Genomic DNA, 17625 nt, shown 5'->3' with positions numbered 1-17625 from the left:
GCGGCGGCTATCCGATTCAGCCAGGCAGGCGGCCGAGGCTCGGGAAGGCGTCACGGCCGGCGTAGAGTGCCGCCGAGCCCAGCGCCTCCTCAATGCGCAACAGCTGGTTGTACTTGGCCACGCGGTCGGTACGGCACAGCGAGCCGGTCTTGATCTGGGTCGCCGTGGTCGCCACCGCGATGTCGGCGATGGTGGTGTCCTCGGTCTCGCCCGAACGGTGCGAGATGATCGCCGCATACTTGGCGGCATCGGCCATGGCGATCGCCTCCAGCGTCTCGGACAGCGTGCCGATCTGGTTCACCTTGATCAGGATCGCGTTGGCGATGCCCTTGTCGATGCCTTCCTTGAAGATCGCCGGGTTGGTCACGAACAGGTCGTCGCCGACCACCTGGACGTTCTTGCCGATGGTGTCGGTGAGCAGCTTCCAGCCAGTCCAGTCGCCCTCGGCCATGCCGTCCTCGATGGTGACGATCGGGTACTGCCTGGCCCAGCTGGCCAGCACGTCGACCCACTGCTCGGGGGTGTAGACCTTGCCCTCGCCTTCCAGGTCGTACCTGCCGTCCTTGAAGAATTCCGAGCTGGCCGCGTCCAGGCCCAGCAGGATTTCGCTGCCGACCTGGTAGCCGGCCTTGTCGATCGCCTCGAGGATGGTGTCCAGCGCCTCGATGTTGGAGCGCAGGTTCGGCGCGAAGCCGCCCTCGTCGCCCACCGCCGTGTTCAGGCCCTTGCCCTTCAGCACGCTCTTGAGCGCGTGGAAGATCTCCGCGCCGGCACGCAGCGCCTCGGCGAAGCTGGACACGCCCACCGGCAGCACCATGAATTCCTGCACGTCGACGTTGTTGTCGGCATGCGCACCGCCGTTGATGATGTTCATCATCGGCACCGGCAACGCGCCCGGCTCGCCGGTGGTGCCGTTGATGCCGGCCAGGTACTGCCACAACGCCTGCTTGCGCTGCGCCGCCACGGCATGGGCGGCGGCCATCGACACGCCGAGCAGCGCGTTGGCGCCCAGCTTGCCCTTGTTCGGCGTGCCGTCGAGGTTGATCAGCTTGGCGTCGAGCCCGCCCTGGTTGGCCGCATCGAAGCCCTTCAGCGCACTGGCGATGGCGCCGTTGACGTGGCCGACCGCGGTCTTCACGCCCTTGCCCAGATAGCGCGCCTTGTCGCCATCGCGCAGTTCCACCGCCTCGCGGGTGCCGGTCGAGGCACCGCTCGGCACCGCCGCACGACCGAAACCGCCACCGGCCAGGGTCACCTCCGCTTCCAGCGTGGGATTGCCGCGGGAGTCGAGGATTTCGCGGGCATGGATGCGGGTGATCTCGGTGCTCATGGTGGGGTCTACCTGTGCTGGGTTAGGAACGGGACATGCCAAGGATAATCAGCCCGGCGGTGGACAGCACCGTGAAAACGGCGATACCCAGGCCGAGCGAGGCAAACAGTTTGCGGCGACCGGCCTGGAACAGGCCGCCAACGCCGAGACCAACGGCGACCAGCGAAACCAGCCCCATCAGGATCACCGCCAGGCCGACCAGGATCGAAGCCGGGTCGTGGGCCCCGGTCGGGACACCACTGGCGCGCAGCACGCCTGCCACGGCGAAGGTAAGGAACATGCCGACGAAGCCGATCAGGGCGAGCACGAACGAGGCGATGCCCAGCCCGGAATGACGCGGCGCCGGGGCGGGAGTGGGCGGAACCGCGAAACGCGGCGGCGGGATCGGAGCCGGTCCCTGCAGTTCCGCCATGCTCAGGCCTGCTCGAGGAAACCGTGCCGCTTGGTCACGGCATCGAGTTCCAGCAGGGTTTCCAGCAGGGCCTCCATCTTGCCTAGCGGCCAGGCGTTCGGACCGTCGGAGAGCGACTTGTCCGGATCGGGATGGGTCTCGGCGAACAGGCCGTCGATGCCGACCGCCACCGCCGCTCGCGCCAGCACCGGCACGAATTCGCGCTGGCCACCAGAGCTGGTGCCCTGCCCGCCCGGCAGCTGCACCGAGTGGGTGGCGTCGAACACCACCGGGCAGCCGGTATCACGCATCACGCTCAGCGAGCGCATGTCCGACACCAGGTTGTTGTAGCCGAAGCTCACGCCACGCTCGCAGACCATGATGTCGTCGTTGCCGACCGCCTTGGCCTTGGCCACCACGTGCTTCATGTCCCACGGCGCGAGGAACTGGCCCTTCTTGATGTTCACCGGCTTGCCGGCGCGGGCCACGTTCTGGATGAAGTCGGTCTGCCGGCACAGGAAGGCCGGGGTCTGCAGCACGTCGACGACGGCCGCCACCTCGTTCATCGGGGTGTACTCGTGCACGTCGGTGAGCACCGGCACGCCGATCTGGCGCTTCACTTCGCCGAGGATGCGCAGCCCCTCCTCCATGCCCGGGCCGCGGAAGCTCTGCCCGGAGGAACGGTTGGCCTTGTCGAAGCTCGACTTGAAGATGAAGTTCATGCCGAGCCGGCCGGTGATTTCCTTCAGCTTGCCGGCCACATCCAGCTGCAGCTGCTCGGACTCGACCACGCAGGGGCCGGCGATCAGGAACAGCCGCTGGTCCAGCCCAATGTCGAAACCACAGAGCTTCATGCCACCGACTCCTTCACCGTGGCGAGGCGCTCGGCGCTCCCCACCACTTTGTGCTCACGCGCTGCACGCACGAAGCCGATGAACAGCGGATGGCCGTCGCGCGGGGTCGAGGTGAATTCCGGGTGCGCCTGGCAGCCGAGGAACCACGGGTGCTTCTGCTGCGGCAGTTCGACGATCTCCACCAGCAGGTCGTCCATCGACTTGCCGGAGATCACCAGCCCCAGGTCCTCGAAGGACTGGCGGTAACGGTTGTTGAACTCGTAGCGGTGACGGTGGCGCTCGCGCACCACGTCCTGGCCGTACAGTTCGCGCGCCAGCGTGCCGGTCTTGAGCCGGCATTCCTGCGCGCCCAGGCGCATGGTGCCGCCCAGGTCCGAGCGCTCGCTGCGCTGTTCCACTTCGCCAGCCGCAGTGGTCCACTCGGTGATCAGGGCGATCACCGGGTTGGCCGTGTGGCGGTCATTCTCGCTGGAGTCGGCATCGGCCAAGCCGGCCACGTGGCGGGCGAAATCCACCACTGCCGCGTGCATGCCGTAGCAGATGCCGAAGTAAGGCACGCGGTGCTCACGGGCGTACTTCGCCGCCAGCACCTTGCCCTCGAAGCCGCGCTTGCCGAAGCCGCCGGGAACCAGGATGGCGTCGGCGTGGCCGAGCACCTTGGCGGCCCCCTCGGCCTCGATCTGCTCGGAATCGATCCACTGCAGGTTGACCCGCGTCTGCTGCTTGATGCCGCCGTGACGCAGCGCCTCGCCCAGTGACTTGTAGGCGTCCTTGTGCTCGACGTACTTGCCGCAGATGGCGATCGTGACCTCGTCCTTCGGGTGCAGCACGGCGTCGACCGTACGCTGCCAACCGCTGAGGTCAGCAGGCTTGGCGTCGAGGCCGAGCTTCTTCACCACGATGTCATCCAGGCCCTGGCTGTGCAGCCACAGCGGGGTCTTGTAGATCACGTCCACGTCCACCGCGCTGATCACCGCGTTCTCGGGCACGTTGGTGAACAGCGCGATCTTGCGGCGCTCGCCTTCCGGCAGGGCCTCTTCGCAACGGCACAGCAGGATGTCCGGCTGGATGCCGATCGAGCGCAGCTCCTTCACCGAATGCTGGGTGGGCTTGGTCTTGATCTCGCCTGCGGCCTTGATGAAGGGCACCAGGGTGAGATGCATGAACAGGCACTTCTCCGGGCCGTGCTCGATGCGCAACTGGCGGATCGCCTCCAGGAACGGCAGCGACTCGATGTCGCCCACCGTGCCACCGATCTCCACCAGCGCCACGTCGAAGCCACGGGTGGCCTCGTGGATGCAGTGCTTGATCTCGTCGGTGATGTGCGGGATCACCTGCACGGTGGCGCCCAGGTAGTCGCCGCGGCGCTCCTTGCGGATCACCGACTCGTAGATCTTGCCGGTGGTGATCGAATTCTTGCCGGTCAGGCGGGTATGAACGAAGCGCTCGTAGTGGCCCAGGTCCAGGTCGGTCTCGGCACCGTCGTCGGTGACGTAGACCTCGCCGTGCTGGAAGGGGCTCATCGTGCCCGGATCCACATTGATGTAGGGATCCAGCTTCATCATGGTGACCGAGAGGCCACGCGCTTCCAGGATGGAAGCCAGCGACGCCGCGGCGATGCCCTTGCCGAGCGAGGACACCACACCGCCGGTGACGAAAATCAGGGGGGTCATGGGATGCAGCCGTGCTGGAAATCGGCATTTTACGGGAAGAACGTGTCCGCTGCGAGAGCCGGACGGCCGCAAACTGACCGCCGCGTTCAACTTGCCGGGCCAGCCTGCCCCGCCACCCAGCCCGGTTCCCATGCCCCAGACACGACGAAGCCGGCCCGAGGGCCGGCTTCGTCGTGGCGCCCCGGCCGCAACCGGGAGCTTGCCGCAGGGGGAGGCGGATTACTCCGTCGGCACCTGCGGGAAGGTCGGGTGCATCATGTTGGCGTTCATGTTGTGCAGCACCCACAGCGAGCCGACCACCACGATGGCCAGGATCAGCATGGTGAACAGCATGATCGTCAGGTTGCCCCGCTTGCCGGGGGAAGTGCCCATGTGCAGGAAGAACACCAGTTGCACCAGCAGCTGGGCCACCGCGAACAGCACGATGCCCGGCATCATCAGGTGGTGCGGCACGACGCCACTCATCACCGTGCCGAACGAGGCCAGCGTAAGCAGGATCGACAGGCCGAAACCGACCACGTACGACTTCAGGCTGCCATGGGCGTCGTCGTGACCGTGGTCGTGGGAGACATGACTGGAAGCGGCCATCAGATCGCCCCCCGCAGATAGACGAAGGTGAACACGCAGATCCAGACGATATCGAGGAAGTGCCAGAACAGGCTCAGGCAGGACAGGCGACGACGGGTGTCGTCGTTGAGCCCGCGGCGGCGGACCTGATCCATCATCACCAGCAGCCACAGCAGGCCGGCGGTCACATGCAGGCCGTGGGTCCCGACCAGGGTGAAGTAGGCCGACAGGAACGCACTGCGGTCCGGGCCGGCGCCCTCGTGGATCAGGTGCGCGAACTCGTGCACTTCCATGCCGATGAAGCCGGCGCCCAGCGCGAACGTAGCCACCAGCCACGCCATCACCCGCTGGCGACGGCCGGCATGCATGTTGAGCATCGCCAGGCCGAACGTGAAGCTGGACACCAGCAGCAGGGCTGTTTCGCCCAGCACGTACGGCAGCTCGAACAGTTCTTTGCCGCTCGGGCCGCCCGCTGTGGCATTGGCCAGCACCGCGAAGGTCGCGAACAACGCCGAGAAGATCAGGCAGTCGCTCATCAGGTAGATCCAGAACCCCAGCAGGGTCTTGGATCCGTCATCGTGCCCGTGGTCGTGGCCATGGGCGGCCGGGACGTGCATCCCGTCCGCCGTGACGCTCATTGCAGCCTGCGACATGGATTACGCCGCCTTCTGCTCGTCGTCGGCCGGCACCGCGACCGTCACCAGGCCGACCTTCTGCAGCGGAGCCAGGCGCGCCCGCTCGATGCGCTCGACCTCGGCCGCCGGCACCCAGTAATCGATGTCGCGATCGTAGACGCGGACTAGGAAGCTGCCGACCATGCCGGCCAGGCCCAGTGCGGCCATCCACCAGATGTGCCAGACCAGGGCGAAGCCCAGGACCACGCCGAACAGGCCCATGAACACGCCGACGCCGGTATTGCGGGGCATATGGATGTCTTCGTAACGATTCGGGCGCATATAGGCCACTCCGTCTTGTTTGTCGGTCCAGAACTGATCGAGCTGGCGCACCTGCGGCAGCACGGCGAAGTTGTAGAAAGGCGCGGGCGAGCTGGTGGACCACTCGAGGGTCCGGCCACCCCAGGGGTCGCCACTGGGGTCACGCAGCGTCACGCGGTCGCGCACGCTCACGTACAGCTGCAGCACGGTGAAGAAGATGCCGAACAGGATGATCACCGCGCCGATCAGGGCGACGATCAGATAGGGCTGCCAGTCCGGGTTGGCATAGTGGTTCATGCGCCGGGTCATGCCCTTCAGGCCGAGGATGTACAGCGGCATGAAGGCCACGTAGAAACCGACCAGCCAGCACCAGAACGATGCCTTGCCCCAACGCTCGGCGAGCTTGAAGCCGAACGCTTTCGGGAACCAGTAGTTCATCGCCGCCAGGCAGCCGAACACCACGCCACCGATGATCGTGTTGTGGAAGTGAGCGATCAGGAACAGGCTGTTGTGCAGCACGAAGTCCGCGCCCGGCACTGCCATCAGCACGCCGGTGACGCCGCCGATCACGAAGGTGACCATGAAGCCAATCGTCCACAGCACCGGCACGGTGAAGCGCACGCGGCCGCGGTACATGGTGAACAGCCAGTTGAACAGCTTCACTCCGGTGGGGACCGAAATGATCATCGTCATGATGCCGAAGAAGGCATTGACGCTGGCGCCCGAGCCCATGGTGAAGAAGTGGTGCAGCCACACCAGGAACGACAGCACGCCGATCGCCGCGGTGGCGTACACCATCGACTTGTAGCCGAACAGCGGCTTGCCGGAGAACGTGGCGATGATCTCCGAGTACGCGCCGAAGCACGGCAGGATCAGGATGTAGACCTCCGGATGGCCCCAGATCCAGATCAGGTTCACGTACATCATGGCGTTGCCGCCGGCGTCGTTCGTGAAGAAGTGCATGCCCAGGTAACGGTCGGCACCGAGCAGCGCCAGCGCCACGGTCAGCACCGGGAACGCCGCCACGATCAGGATGTTGGTGACCAGCGCGGTCCAGGTGAACACCGGCATCTTCATCAGGGTCATGCCCGGCGCGCGCATCTTGAGGATGGTCACGATGAAGTTGATGCCGGACAGCGTCGTACCGAGACCTGACAGCTGCAGCGACCAGATGTAGTAGTCCACGCCGACCGTCGGGCTGTACTTGAGCTCCGACAGCGGCGGATAGGCGAGCCAGCCGGTCGCGGCGAAGTCGCCGATGAACAGCGAGGCCATGATCAGCACCACGCCGCCGGCGGTCAGCCAGAAGCTGAGCGAGTTGAGGAACGGATAGGCGACGTCACGCGCACCGATCTGCAGCGGCACCACCAGGTTCATCAAGCCGGTGATGAACGGCATCGCCATGAAGAAGATCATGATGTCGCCGTGCGCGGTGAACACCTGGTCGAAGTGGTGCGGCGGCAGGTAGCCTGCCGCGTCCGCCGAGGCCATCGCCTGCTGCGTGCGCATCATGATCGCGTCGGCGAAGCCGCGCAGCAGCATCACCAGCGCCATGATGATGTACATGACGCCGATCTTCTTGTGGTCCACCGTGGTGAACCACTCGGACCACAGGTAGGCCCACTTGCGCTGGTAGGTGACAAAGCCCAGCAGGGCCGCGCCACCGAGCATCACCATGAGCAGGGTGCCCATGATGATGGGCTGGTCGAACGGGATCGCCGAGAGAGTGAGTTTTCCGAACATGCCTTACTCCGCAGCCTTGGCGTGCGTGTGATTCGAGGGAAGCGCCGCGACCTGGGCCTGCTTGCCGGCGCACTGGCCGCCGAGCGACGTGTCGCCCATGTACTTGCCGATCACGCCGGCGAACAGGCCGGGCGAGACCTGGCCGTAATAGGCCACCGGGTTCTTCTCGCTCGGCTTGGCCAGCGCCTCGTACGTGATGTTGTCGAGCGTCTTGGCCTGCGCCTTGACCTTGGCCACCCAGGCATCGAAGCCCTGCTGGCTGGTGGCGATCGCCTGGAAGTGCATGTCGGAGAAGCCCGCACCGCTGTAGTTCGACGACAGGCCGGCATAGGTGCCCGGTTCACGCGCGATCAGGTGCAGCTGGGTCTCCATTCCGGCCATGGCGTAGATCTGGCTGCCGAGCTGGGGGATGAAGAACGCGTTCATCACCGAATCGGAGGTGATGTGGAAGTTCACCGGCACGTCGGTCGGGAACGCGATCTGGTTGACCGTGGCGATGCCCTGGTCGGGGTAGATGAACAGCCACTTCCAGTCCAGCGCCACCGCCTCGATGGTCACCGGCTTGGCCTTGGAAGCCAGCGGCTTGTAGGGATCGAGCGTGTGCGAGGTGTGCCAGGTGATGGCAGCGAGGATCGCGATGATCACCGCCGGCACCGACCACACCACCACTTCGATGGCGGTCGAGTGCGACCAGTTCGGCGCGTAGCGCGCCTTCTTGTTGCCGGCGCGATAGCGCCAGGCGAACACCAGGGTCATCACGATGACCGGCACCGCGACGATCGCCATCAGGCCGAGCGCGATGAGGATCAACGACTTTTCCTGAGCGCCGATGTCGCCCTTGGGGTTGAGCACCTCGGTGCTGCAGCCGGCAAGGAACAAAAACGCACTCACGCCTGCGTAGCGCAGGCGGGGGATCACTGCTTTGAATTTCACGGGACGGGGGTGTCTTGCGTACTTCGGGTGTGCGAAGGGTAATGGCCTCGACAGCCAATTCCGCCCCCCCTGAGACACAATGTCGCGCCGCAGCAAGATCTTGCTGGCACGCCCGGTGCGTGGGGGCTCGCTGCTACCATGACGCGTATGTCCATACCCTCTTCCGACAAGCTGTCCGCCCTGCGCCAGGCGATGCGCGCCAACGGCATCGCCGCCTGCCTCGTTCCCACCGCCGACCCCCATCTTTCCGAGTATCTGCCCGGACATTGGGCTGCTCGCGAATGGCTGTCCGGCTTCACCGGTTCGGCCGGCGTATTGCTGGTCACCGGCGATCACGCCGGCCTGTGGACCGACTCGCGCTACTTCTCGCAGGCCGAACAGCAACTGGCCGGAAGCGCCATCACACTGATGAAGCAGAAGGTCGCCCATGCCCCGGAACACCTGACCTGGCTGCAGCAGCACCTGCATCGGGGCGACGTGGTCGCCGTGGCGGGCGACAGCCTCTCCGTGGCGGGCCAGCGGCAGATCGCGCGCCTGCTCGACGAGGTCGGCGTGACCCTGCGCACCGATCTGGATCTCCCGGCCGCCATCTGGGCTGACCGCCCGGCCCTGCCCCGAGCCCTGGTGTTCGAGCATGCGCTGGCTTGGGCCCACACCCCGCGAAGCGACAAGCTCGGACGCGTGCGCACCGCGATGCGCAAACTGGGCGCCACGCATCACCTGGTGTCCAGCCTGGACGACATCGCCTGGCTGACCAACCTCCGCGGTAGCGACGTGGAGTGCAACCCGGTGTTTCTCGCCCACCTGTTGGTGGAGGTCGACGGCCACGCGACACTCTTCGTCGACCGCGGCAAGCTGAGCGACACCCTGGTGGCGGCGCTTGCCCACGACGGCATCCGCATCGCCGACTACGCCACCGTGACCGGCGCATTGGGCGAACTTGGTGCCGGGCACACGCTCCTGCTGGACCCGGCCAAGGTCGTTTGCGCCATCGCCAGCGCGGTACCCGCGACTGCCAGTCGGATCGAGGCGGCCAATCCCTCGACGGCCATGAAGGCGCGCAAGAGCGAGGCCGAACTGGAGCACATCCGCGACACCATGAGACGCGACGGCGCCGCGCTGGTTCGCGCCTTCCGTCGGCTCGAGGAGCGCCTGGCCGCCGGCATGACGCAGACCGAGCTGGACGTCGATGCACTGGTCCGCGAGGAGCGCGGCGCCCAGCCGCACTTCATCGGCGAGAGCTTCGCAACCATTGCCGGCTACCAGGCCAACGGCGCGCTGCCGCACTACCGCGCCACGCCGGAGCATCACAGCGCACTGGCCCGCAAGGGCCTGCTGCTGGTGGATTCGGGCGGCCAGTACCTGGGCGGCACCACCGACATCACCCGGGTGCTGGCACTGGGCGAAACCTCGGCCGAACAGCGCCGCGACGCCACGCTGGTGATGAAAGGCATGATCGCTCTGTCCCGAGCCCGGTTTCCGAGGGGTGCCAGCGGTCCGCAACTCGACGCACTCGCCCGCGCCCCCCTGTGGGCCGCCGGCATGGACTACGGCCACGGCACCGGCCACGGCGTGGGTTTCTTCCTCAACGTGCACGAGGGGCCGCAGGGCATCCGCCCACCCGTCGCCGGCGGCGCGCTGGTCGCGCTGGAGCCGGGCATGATCACCTCGATCGAGCCCGGCCTGTACAAGCCGGCTCGCCACGGCATCCGCCATGAGAACCTGGCGGTGGTGGTCGAGGCCGAGCAGACCGAGTTCGGCGAATTCCTCGCCTTCGAGACACTCACCCTGTGCCCGTTCGATCGTCGCGCGCTGGAGCCGCACCTGCTCAATCCGGAGGAGCGTGCCTGGCTAGACGACTACCACGCGACCGTGCGCGCCGCGCTGGCGCCGCTGCTTGACGGCGCCGACCTGGCCTGGCTGGAACGCCACTGCGCGCCGCTCTGAGCCGCCGTCTCGACGCGCGAGACGGCGGCCGGCCACGCTTCGCTTTCCGTGACCGGCCGGCTTGACCCTGCCGGCGCCTCCACCCATGCTCCCGCGCCTCACCTGATCCGACACGACCCATGAGCAGCCGCTACAACGCCGCCGATATCGAAGTCCTCTCCGGCCTTGACCCAGTCAAGCGCCGCCCCGGCATGTATACCGACACCTCGCGCCCGAACCATCTGGCGCAGGAGGTGATCGACAACTCGGTGGACGAGGCCCTCGCCGGCCACGCCAAAAACATCGAGGTGGTGCTGCACGCCGACGGCTCGGTCGAGGTCAGCGACGACGGCCGCGGCATGCCGGTGGACATCCACCCCGAAGAGGGCGTGCCGGGTGTCGAGCTGATCCTCACCCGCCTGCACGCGGGCGGCAAGTTCAGCGGCAAGAACTACAACTTCTCCGGCGGCCTGCACGGCGTGGGCGTGTCGGTGGTCAACGCGCTGTCGCAGCGCGTGGAGGTGACCATCCGCCGCGACGGCAACGAATACCGCATGGCGTTCGAGCACGGCGACCGGGTCAGCGAGCTGGAGGTGATCGGCTCGGTACCGAAGAAGAAGACCGGCACCACCGTGCACTTCTGGGCCGACCCTAAGTATTTCGACTCGCCGAAGATCTCGGTGCCGAAGCTCAAGCACCTGCTGCGCGCCAAGGCGGTACTGTGCGCCGGCCTCAACGTCACGCTGGTTGACGAGGCCAGCGGCGAGACCACCCAGTGGCATTACGAGGACGGTCTGCGCGATTACCTGCGCGGCGAACTGGAGGGCGCCGAGGCGCTGCCGGCCGAGCTGTTCGTGCACCACGTGGCGCGCGACACCGAAGGCCTGGACGTGGCCCTGACCTGGGTGCCGGAAGGCGAGCTGGTGCAGGAAAGCTACGTCAACCTGATCCCGACCGCGCAGGGCGGCACCCACGTCAACGGTCTGCGCACCGGCCTGACCAACGCCATCCGCGAGTTCTGCGACATCCGCAACCTGCTGCCGCGCGGCGTCAAGCTGGCGCCGGAAGACGTGTGGGAGCGGCTGTCGTTCGTGCTCAGCGCCAAACTGCTCGACCCGCAGTTCGCCGGCCAGACCAAGGAGCGGCTGTCCTCGCGCCAGGCCGCCGCGCTGGTGGAGAGCGTGATCCACGATGCCTTCAGCCTGTGGCTGAACCAGCATGTCGACCTCGGCGAGAAGATCGCCCAGCTCGCCATCGAGCGCGCCAGTGCGCGCCTGAAGGCGGCCAAGCAGGTGGTGCGCAAGAAGATCACCCAGGGCCCTGCCCTGCCCGGCAAGCTCGCCGACTGCACTGCTACCGACCTGAGCCGCACCGAGTTGTTCCTGGTCGAGGGCGACTCGGCCGGCGGCTCGGCCAAGCAGGCGCGCGACAAGGAGTTCCAGGCGATCCTGCCGCTGCGCGGCAAGATCCTCAACACCTGGGAGGTGGAGTCCACCTCGGTGCTGGCCTCCGAGGAAGTGCACAACCTGGCCGTGGCGATCGGTTGCGACCCGGGCAAGGACGACCTCTCGGGCCTGCGCTACGGCAAGGTGGTGATCCTCGCCGACGCAGACTCCGACGGCCTGCACATCGCCACCTTACTTTCGGCGCTGTTCCTCAAGCACTTCCCGGTGCTGGTGCGCGAGGGTCACGTGTTCGTGGCGATGCCGCCGCTGTTCCGCGTCGACGTGGGCAAGCAGGTGTTCTATTGCCTCGACGAGGGCGAGAAGCAGGCGATGCTCGACCGCATCGAGCGCGAGAAGATGAAGGGCGCCGTCAGCACCACCCGCTTCAAGGGCCTGGGCGAGATGAACCCGGCGCAGCTGCGCGAGTCCACCATCCATCCGGATACCCGTCGCCTGGTGCAGCTCACCGTCGAGGAGGGCGACGCCACCGCCCAGGTGATGGACCTGCTGCTGGGCAAGAAGCGCGCGGGCGACCGCAAATCCTGGCTGGAAGAGAAAGGCGATCTCGCCACGCTTGAAGTCTGAGCGGTCGCGGCCGGCTGCATCTTTCCCCGTGCGAGGGTCGTAAGAGTGGTGGCTCCCATCCCGGAGCTCCCTCGTTCCCTTCCGGAGAAACGCCCATGACGCTCGTCCCCCGCAGCCGTGCTCTGTCCACCGCGCTTGCACTGGCGGTCGCCAGCCTCTGCGCCATGCCTGCCTTTGCCGCTCCCGGCGACATGTCCGGCATGCACCACGAAAAGACCGTGCAGGTCGGCGGCGCACCGATGTACCCGTCGAAGAACATCATCCAGAACGCGGTCAATTCGAAGGACCACACCACACTGGTTGCCGCGGTCAAGGCCGCCGGTCTGGTCGACACGCTGTCCGGCCCCGGCCCGTTCACCGTATTCGCGCCGACCAACGAGGCGTTCGCCGCGCTGCCTGCCGGCACCGTCGACAACCTGCTCAAGCCGGAGAACAAGACCACGCTGACCAAGGTGCTGACCTACCACGTGGTCCCCGGCAAGATCACCTCGGCCGATCTACTGGCGCTGATCAGGAAGGACGGCGGCAAGGCCAAGGTGAAGACCGTCGAAGGCGATTGGCTGACCTTCAGCAAGGATGCCAAGGGCGTGGCGATCACCGACGACAAGGGCCATACCGGCCACGTCACGATCGCCGACGTGAACCAGTCCAACGGCGTGATCCATGTGATCGACACGGTAATGCTGCCGTAAGCTGCGGCGGCCTCGACCGGCGACACCGGAATGCCCCGTCCTGCGGGGCATTCCTTTGACGAGGTGGCGGCGATAAGGTGGCGCGCCACCCGTCCGGAATCCACGCATGACCCTATTGCCACCGATCAACCTGCAGCGCTGGATCGACGAGCACCGCCACCTGCTCCGGCCACCGGTAGGCAACAAGTGCATCGTGGACGGCGACTTCATCGTGATGATCGTCGGCGGGCCGAATGCGCGCACCGACTATCACTACGACGAAGGCCCGGAATTCTTCTACCAGCTCGAGGGCGAGATGGTGCTCAAGGTGCAGGATGCCGACGGCCCGCGCGACATCCCGATCCGCGCCGGCGAGCTGTTCTACCTGCCCCCGCGCGTGCCGCACTCGCCGCAGCGGTTTGCCGATTCGGTGGGACTGGTGATCGAACGCAAACGCGTCGCCGGCGAGCGCGACGGGCTGATGTGGTTCTGCCCGAACTGCAACCACAAGCTGTTCGAGGCGTACTTCCCGCTGGAGAGCATCGAACGCGACCTGCCGCCAGTGTTCGACCGCTTCTACCGGTCGCTGGAGGCGCGCACCTGCGCGCGCTGCGGCATGGTCCACCCGGCGCCCACCGCCGACGCGGGCTGAGCGCTCAGTCCGACGCCACCCGCTGGCACCATCGCCGGGCCATCCGCCTCAGCGAAACATCGATGCCGGGATCGTCCAGCAGGTCGGCGACGGGCCGCCAGGCCAGCGCCAGCGATTCCGCACTCACCACGAAGTCCTCACTGCCGGTGGCTCGGACGACGTAGCGGACGTCGAAGTGCCAGTGTCCCGCCTCCTCGCCCCGCGCCGGGATCCAGTGCCGGTCGATATCGAAGATGGTCCGCTCCACCACCAGGTCGCCCAGCCCCGACTCTTCCTCGGCCTCTCGCAGTGCAACACGGGCGAGGTCGTGATCGCCGTCGGCATGTCCGCCCAGTTGCAGCCAGCGACCGAGCTTGCGGTGGTGGGTCAGCAGCACACGTGCACCATCGCCACTGACCAGCCACGACGAGCCGGTGAAGTGTCCCGGGGCATGTTCGCACCGGAACACCTCCGGCGACGAGTCGAGGAAAGCGAGGAACGTGGCAGGCGACGTGGCCTCGTCCGGCGAGTGCTGGAATCGCTGCAATGCAGCGCGAAAAGAGGCGATCGAGGTGTTCAGAAAGCGGCTCCATCGGGGGATTGCTGACCGGTGATTGTATGGCCCGTCCATGGGTCCGTCGGCGCTTGTGGCCCCCATCGGGGTCGGCTAAGGTTGCCCGTCACCTCTGACTACCGAGGCACCAGCCCTCGCTCTGGCGCCATGGGGATGGCGTTTGTTTCCACGGGGAATCACTGCATGCTTTTCCAGCGCGTCAAACCGCTCGACCAGATCCTTGCCACTGCCGAGAAGAAGAGCCTGACACGGCAGCTCGGAGCACTCCAGCTCACCCTGATGGGCGTCGGCGCCATCATCGGCACCGGTATCTTCGTGCTCACGGCCGAAGCGGGCCAGAAGGCCGGCCCGGGCATGATGGTCGCATTCGTGATCGCCGCCGTGGTCTGCGCGCTGGCCGCGCTGGCCTACGCGGAACTGGCCTCGATGATCCCGGTCGCCGGCTCCGCCTACACCTATACCTATGGGGTCATGGGCGAGCCCATCGCCTGGATCGTCGGATGGGCGCTGGTCCTCGAGTATGCGATCGCGGCGGGCACCGTCGCGGTCGGCTGGTCCGGCTACATGAACGGCCTGCTGATGCACACCGACCTGTTCGGCTTGGTGCAGCCGGGTGCGCTTGCGCTGCCCGAAGCCCTGCGTGTCGGTCCGTACGAGGGCGGCGCCTTCAATCTGCTGGCCTTCGGCATCTCGCTGGTCATCGCGCTGCTGCTGCTCGTGGGCACCTCCAAGTCGGCCAAGGTCAACGCCATCCTGGTAGCGATCAAGATCGTGGCGCTCACCGCCTTCATCGTGATCGCCGTCCCTGCCGCCAAGAGCCCGAACTTCCTACCGTTCACACCGAACGGCTGGGGATCGCCGCTGGGAGGCATCGGCGTGCTCGGCGCGGCGGCGTCGATCTTCTTCGCCTATGTGGGCTTCGATGCCGTGTCCACCGCGGCCGAGGAAACCAAGAACCCTAACCGCAACATCCCGATCGGCCTGATCGGTTCGCTGGCGATCTGTACCGTCTTCTACCTGCTAGTCGGCTACGGCGCGGTGGGTTCGGTCGGCTCGCAGCCGATGCTCGGTGCGGACGGCCAGGCGCTCCAGCCGGGCACGCTGGCGATGGCCGCGGCCTGCGAGGGTTCGAAGGCGCTGGTCTGCAGCAAGGAACCGCTGGCGCACGTGCTGCGCATGCTCGGCTTCCCCACCGTCGGTAACCTGGTGGGTCTCGCCGCCGTGCTGGCGTTGCCCTCGGTCATCCTGGTGATGATCTTTGGCCAGACCCGCATCTTCTTCACGATGTCGCGCGACGGCCTGCTGCCGGGCAGCCTGTCCAAACTGCACCCCCGGTTCAATACTCCGCACGTGCTGACCATGATCACCGGTGTGGCCGTCTCGCTGTTCGCCGCGCTGTTCCCGGTCGGCAAGCTGGCGGCGATCACGAACTCCGGCACGTTGTTCGCCTTCATCATGGTGTCGATCGGCGTGATGGTGCTGCGCGTCCGCGATCCGCTGCGCCCGCGTCCGTTCCGCACCCCGATGGTCTGGGTGATCTGCCCGCTCGCCGTGGCCGGCTGCCTGATGCTGTTCCTCAACCTGGGTGTGTGGACGCTGGAGCTGTTCTTCAGCTGGGCCGTGATCGGCATCGCGGTGTACCTCCTCTACGGCCGCAAGCGAAGCCATCTCGCCAACGGTACCGAGGCCGACTGAGGCCGCCCGAGGCACCGGTCATTGAATGAAGCCAGGACGGCACGGTGAAAGCCGTGCCGTCGCCTTTTACGGAAGCCCCATGCTCAAGCAACTGCTCGCCCGCAAGACCGACTTCAGCGACATCACCGACGACAGCCACGGTCCCGGCCTGCGCCGCACGCTCGGCCCTTGGGGTATCACCGCGCTGGGCATCGGTGCGGTGATCGGCACCGGCATCTTTGTGGTCACTGGCACGGCAGCGGCCGAGCACGCCGGACCGGCCGTGCTCATCTCCTTCATCCTGGCGGCGATCTGCAGCGGCTTCAGCGCGCTGTGCTACGCCGAGTTCGCCACGCTGATCCCGGTGTCGGGCAGCTCCTATTCCTACGCGTACGCCACGCTGGGCGAACTGGTGGCCTGGTTCATCGGCTGGAACATGGTGCTGGAATACGGCATCTCGGCCTCGGCTGTGGCGGCCAGCTGGACGGGCTACTTCACCAGCCTGCTCGACCACATCGGCATCCATCTCCCCGCCGCACTCACCGAGGCGCCGCTGGCCTATACCGGCGGTCACCTGGTCGCGACCGGACACCTGTTCAACCTGCCGGCCGTAGCCATCGTGCTCGCCCTGACCTGGCTGTGCTACGTGGGCATCAAGGAATCCTCGGGTCTGAACACGCTGATGGTGCTGCTCAAGGTCGGCCTGATCGTGATGATCATCATCGCCGGCGCCCGCTACGTGAACACCGACAACTGGCACCCGTTCATCCCCGAGCAAAAGGGCGACGGCGAGTTCGGCTGGTCCGGTATCTTCCGCGGCGCGGCCATGGTGTTCTTCGCGTACATCGGCTTCGAGGCCACCTCGACCGCCGCGCAGGAATGCAAGAATCCGCAACGCGACCTGCCGTTCGGGATCATCCTCTCGCTGGTGCTGTGCACCGTGCTCTATCTGGGTATGGCCGCGGTAATGACCGGACTGGTGCCCTACACGTTGCTCAACACGGTCGACCCGGTGGTCACGGCACTGCGAGGCCACGCGGAACTGGGCTGGCTGCGTACCTGGGTCGAAGTCGGCGCGCTGATCGGCCTGTCCTCGGTGATCCTGGTGATGATCATCGCCCAGCCTCGCATCTTCATGATCATGGCCCGTGACGGCCTGCTGCCGAAGGTGTTCGCCAAGGTGCATCCGAAACACCGCACGCCGCACATCAACACGCTGATCACCGGCTTCGGCATCGCGGCACTCGCGGCCATCTTTCCGCTGGACCTGCTGGCCGACCTTACGTCGATGGGTACGCTGATCGCCTTCACGGCAGTCTGCGCCGGCGTTCTCATCCTGCGTTACACCGCTCCGGAAATGCCACGCACATTCCGTGTTCCCTTCGCTCCGGCCATCTGCATCGCTGGTGTGCTCAGCTGCCTCGGCCTGCTGTACACCATGAACTGGTTCAACTGGGCGCTGATGGGGGTATGGACCCTGATCGGGCTGCTGATCTACTTCGGCTATGGGCTGCGACACAGCCGACTCCATCAAGCCTGATCGCCTGGAAATCGCCCAATTAGCGGCAAAAAGGTCTGATCTTCTCCTAAATACCTCCAACTTTCCGCCCATTGGTGTTTTTGATGTCACGGGCACATGAGATCGAGAAAATCAACACAAGTTATTGATTAAAAAAACTTATTTTGCGAAAAC

Annotated in this window: 15 protein-coding genes; 6 read left to right on the top strand and 9 right to left on the bottom strand. The window is 66.2% G+C overall.

What is annotated here, in order from left to right:
• Positions 1 to 16 precede the first annotated feature (16 nt).
• From eno to cyoA, 8 genes are all read right to left on the bottom strand, one after another.
• Positions 17 to 1330 carry a phosphopyruvate hydratase gene (gene eno / locus NC595_RS12870; RefSeq protein WP_253567083.1) on the bottom strand — a complete coding sequence of 438 codons (1314 nt, stop codon included), beginning with the start codon at positions 1328 to 1330 and terminating at the stop codon, positions 17 to 19.
• 22 nt (positions 1331 to 1352) lie between these two features.
• Positions 1353 to 1742, bottom strand: coding sequence for a hypothetical protein (locus tag NC595_RS12865; RefSeq protein ID WP_253567081.1), 390 nt, complete (start codon positions 1740 to 1742; stop codon positions 1353 to 1355).
• 2 nt (positions 1743 to 1744) lie between these two features.
• Positions 1745 to 2575, bottom strand: coding sequence for a 3-deoxy-8-phosphooctulonate synthase (kdsA, locus tag NC595_RS12860; protein ID WP_253567079.1), 831 nt, complete (start codon positions 2573 to 2575; stop codon positions 1745 to 1747).
• Positions 2572 to 4248: a CTP synthase gene (pyrG, locus tag NC595_RS12855; RefSeq protein ID WP_253567077.1), complete on the bottom strand. Its 1677-nt coding sequence runs from the start codon at positions 4246 to 4248 to the stop codon at positions 2572 to 2574. Before pyrG ends, kdsA begins: the two co-directional genes overlap by 4 nt.
• Positions 4249 to 4467: 219 nt before the next feature.
• On the bottom strand, positions 4468 to 4836 hold the full coding sequence (cyoD, locus tag NC595_RS12850; protein ID WP_253567075.1) for a cytochrome o ubiquinol oxidase subunit IV: 369 nt from the start codon (positions 4834 to 4836) through the stop codon (positions 4468 to 4470).
• Complete coding sequence (gene cyoC / locus NC595_RS12845; protein ID WP_425493137.1) at positions 4836 to 5468, bottom strand: cytochrome o ubiquinol oxidase subunit III; 633 nt, start codon at positions 5466 to 5468, stop codon at positions 4836 to 4838. The genes cyoD and cyoC overlap by 1 nt, the downstream gene beginning before the upstream one ends.
• Before the next feature lie 3 nt (positions 5469 to 5471).
• Positions 5472 to 7493, bottom strand: coding sequence for a cytochrome o ubiquinol oxidase subunit I (cyoB, locus tag NC595_RS12840; protein WP_253567073.1), 2022 nt, complete (start codon positions 7491 to 7493; stop codon positions 5472 to 5474).
• 3 nt (positions 7494 to 7496) lie between these two features.
• Positions 7497 to 8426, bottom strand: coding sequence for a ubiquinol oxidase subunit II (cyoA, locus tag NC595_RS12835; RefSeq protein WP_343214907.1), 930 nt, complete (start codon positions 8424 to 8426; stop codon positions 7497 to 7499).
• Positions 8427 to 8564: 138 nt separating this feature from the next.
• Here cyoA and NC595_RS12830 point away from each other — a divergent pair, with 138 nt between their 5' ends.
• From NC595_RS12830 to NC595_RS12815, 4 genes are all read left to right on the top strand, one after another.
• The gene (locus tag NC595_RS12830; RefSeq protein WP_253567071.1) at positions 8565 to 10373 is read left to right on the top strand and encodes an aminopeptidase P family protein; all 1809 of its coding nucleotides are present in this window, start codon (positions 8565 to 8567) and stop codon (positions 10371 to 10373) included.
• A gap of 119 nt (positions 10374 to 10492) precedes the next feature.
• On the top strand, positions 10493 to 12382 hold the full coding sequence (parE, locus tag NC595_RS12825) for a DNA topoisomerase IV subunit B (RefSeq protein WP_253567069.1): 1890 nt from the start codon (positions 10493 to 10495) through the stop codon (positions 12380 to 12382).
• A 95-nt stretch (positions 12383 to 12477) separates the two neighbouring features.
• Positions 12478 to 13074: a fasciclin domain-containing protein gene (locus NC595_RS12820; RefSeq protein ID WP_425493135.1), complete on the top strand. Its 597-nt coding sequence runs from the start codon at positions 12478 to 12480 to the stop codon at positions 13072 to 13074.
• Between the two features lie 106 nt (positions 13075 to 13180).
• Positions 13181 to 13705 carry a 3-hydroxyanthranilate 3,4-dioxygenase gene (locus tag NC595_RS12815; protein ID WP_253567067.1) on the top strand — a complete coding sequence of 175 codons (525 nt, stop codon included), beginning with the start codon at positions 13181 to 13183 and terminating at the stop codon, positions 13703 to 13705.
• 4 nt (positions 13706 to 13709) lie between these two features.
• Here the strand turns inward: NC595_RS12815 and NC595_RS12810 are convergent, their stop codons facing one another.
• Positions 13710 to 14231, bottom strand: coding sequence for an NUDIX hydrolase (locus NC595_RS12810; protein ID WP_253567065.1), 522 nt, complete (start codon positions 14229 to 14231; stop codon positions 13710 to 13712).
• Between the two features lie 210 nt (positions 14232 to 14441).
• Here NC595_RS12810 and NC595_RS12805 point away from each other — a divergent pair, with 210 nt between their 5' ends.
• Both NC595_RS12805 and NC595_RS12800 read left to right on the top strand, forming a co-directional pair.
• On the top strand, positions 14442 to 15953 hold the full coding sequence (locus NC595_RS12805) for an amino acid permease (protein ID WP_253567063.1): 1512 nt from the start codon (positions 14442 to 14444) through the stop codon (positions 15951 to 15953).
• 79 nt (positions 15954 to 16032) lie between these two features.
• Entirely contained in the window at positions 16033 to 17472 is a 1440-nt protein-coding gene (locus NC595_RS12800; protein ID WP_253567061.1) for an amino acid permease, read from the top strand.
• The last annotated feature ends 153 nt before the right edge of the window (positions 17473 to 17625 follow it).

The organism is Dyella lutea (assembly GCF_024158035.1).
Taxonomy (GTDB): Bacteria; Pseudomonadota; Gammaproteobacteria; order Xanthomonadales; family Rhodanobacteraceae; genus Dyella_A; species Dyella_A lutea.
This window is presented reverse-complemented; position numbering and strand designations above follow the sequence as displayed.

What these genes read in the sequence shown, in the direction of transcription:
- NC595_RS12820 (WP_425493135.1), top strand. Translation starts at nt 12,478, where the DNA reads ATGACGCTCGTCCCCCGCAGCCGTGCTCTGTCCACCGCGCTTGCACTG.
- NC595_RS12865 (WP_253567081.1), bottom strand. Translation starts at nt 1,742, where the DNA reads ATGGCGGAACTGCAGGGACCGGCTCCGATCCCGCCGCCGCGTTTCGCG.
- NC595_RS12830 (WP_253567071.1), top strand. Translation starts at nt 8,565, where the DNA reads ATGACGCGTATGTCCATACCCTCTTCCGACAAGCTGTCCGCCCTGCGC.
- cyoB (WP_253567073.1), bottom strand. Translation starts at nt 7,493, where the DNA reads ATGTTCGGAAAACTCACTCTCTCGGCGATCCCGTTCGACCAGCCCATC.
- NC595_RS12815 (WP_253567067.1), top strand. Translation starts at nt 13,181, where the DNA reads ATGACCCTATTGCCACCGATCAACCTGCAGCGCTGGATCGACGAGCAC.
- cyoC (WP_425493137.1), bottom strand. Translation starts at nt 5,468, where the DNA reads ATGTCGCAGGCTGCAATGAGCGTCACGGCGGACGGGATGCACGTCCCG.
- NC595_RS12800 (WP_253567061.1), top strand. Translation starts at nt 16,033, where the DNA reads ATGCTCAAGCAACTGCTCGCCCGCAAGACCGACTTCAGCGACATCACC.
- parE (WP_253567069.1), top strand. Translation starts at nt 10,493, where the DNA reads ATGAGCAGCCGCTACAACGCCGCCGATATCGAAGTCCTCTCCGGCCTT.
- kdsA (WP_253567079.1), bottom strand. Translation starts at nt 2,575, where the DNA reads ATGAAGCTCTGTGGTTTCGACATTGGGCTGGACCAGCGGCTGTTCCTG.
- cyoD (WP_253567075.1), bottom strand. Translation starts at nt 4,836, where the DNA reads ATGGCCGCTTCCAGTCATGTCTCCCACGACCACGGTCACGACGACGCC.
- pyrG (WP_253567077.1), bottom strand. Translation starts at nt 4,248, where the DNA reads ATGACCCCCCTGATTTTCGTCACCGGCGGTGTGGTGTCCTCGCTCGGC.
- NC595_RS12805 (WP_253567063.1), top strand. Translation starts at nt 14,442, where the DNA reads ATGCTTTTCCAGCGCGTCAAACCGCTCGACCAGATCCTTGCCACTGCC.
- eno (WP_253567083.1), bottom strand. Translation starts at nt 1,330, where the DNA reads ATGAGCACCGAGATCACCCGCATCCATGCCCGCGAAATCCTCGACTCC.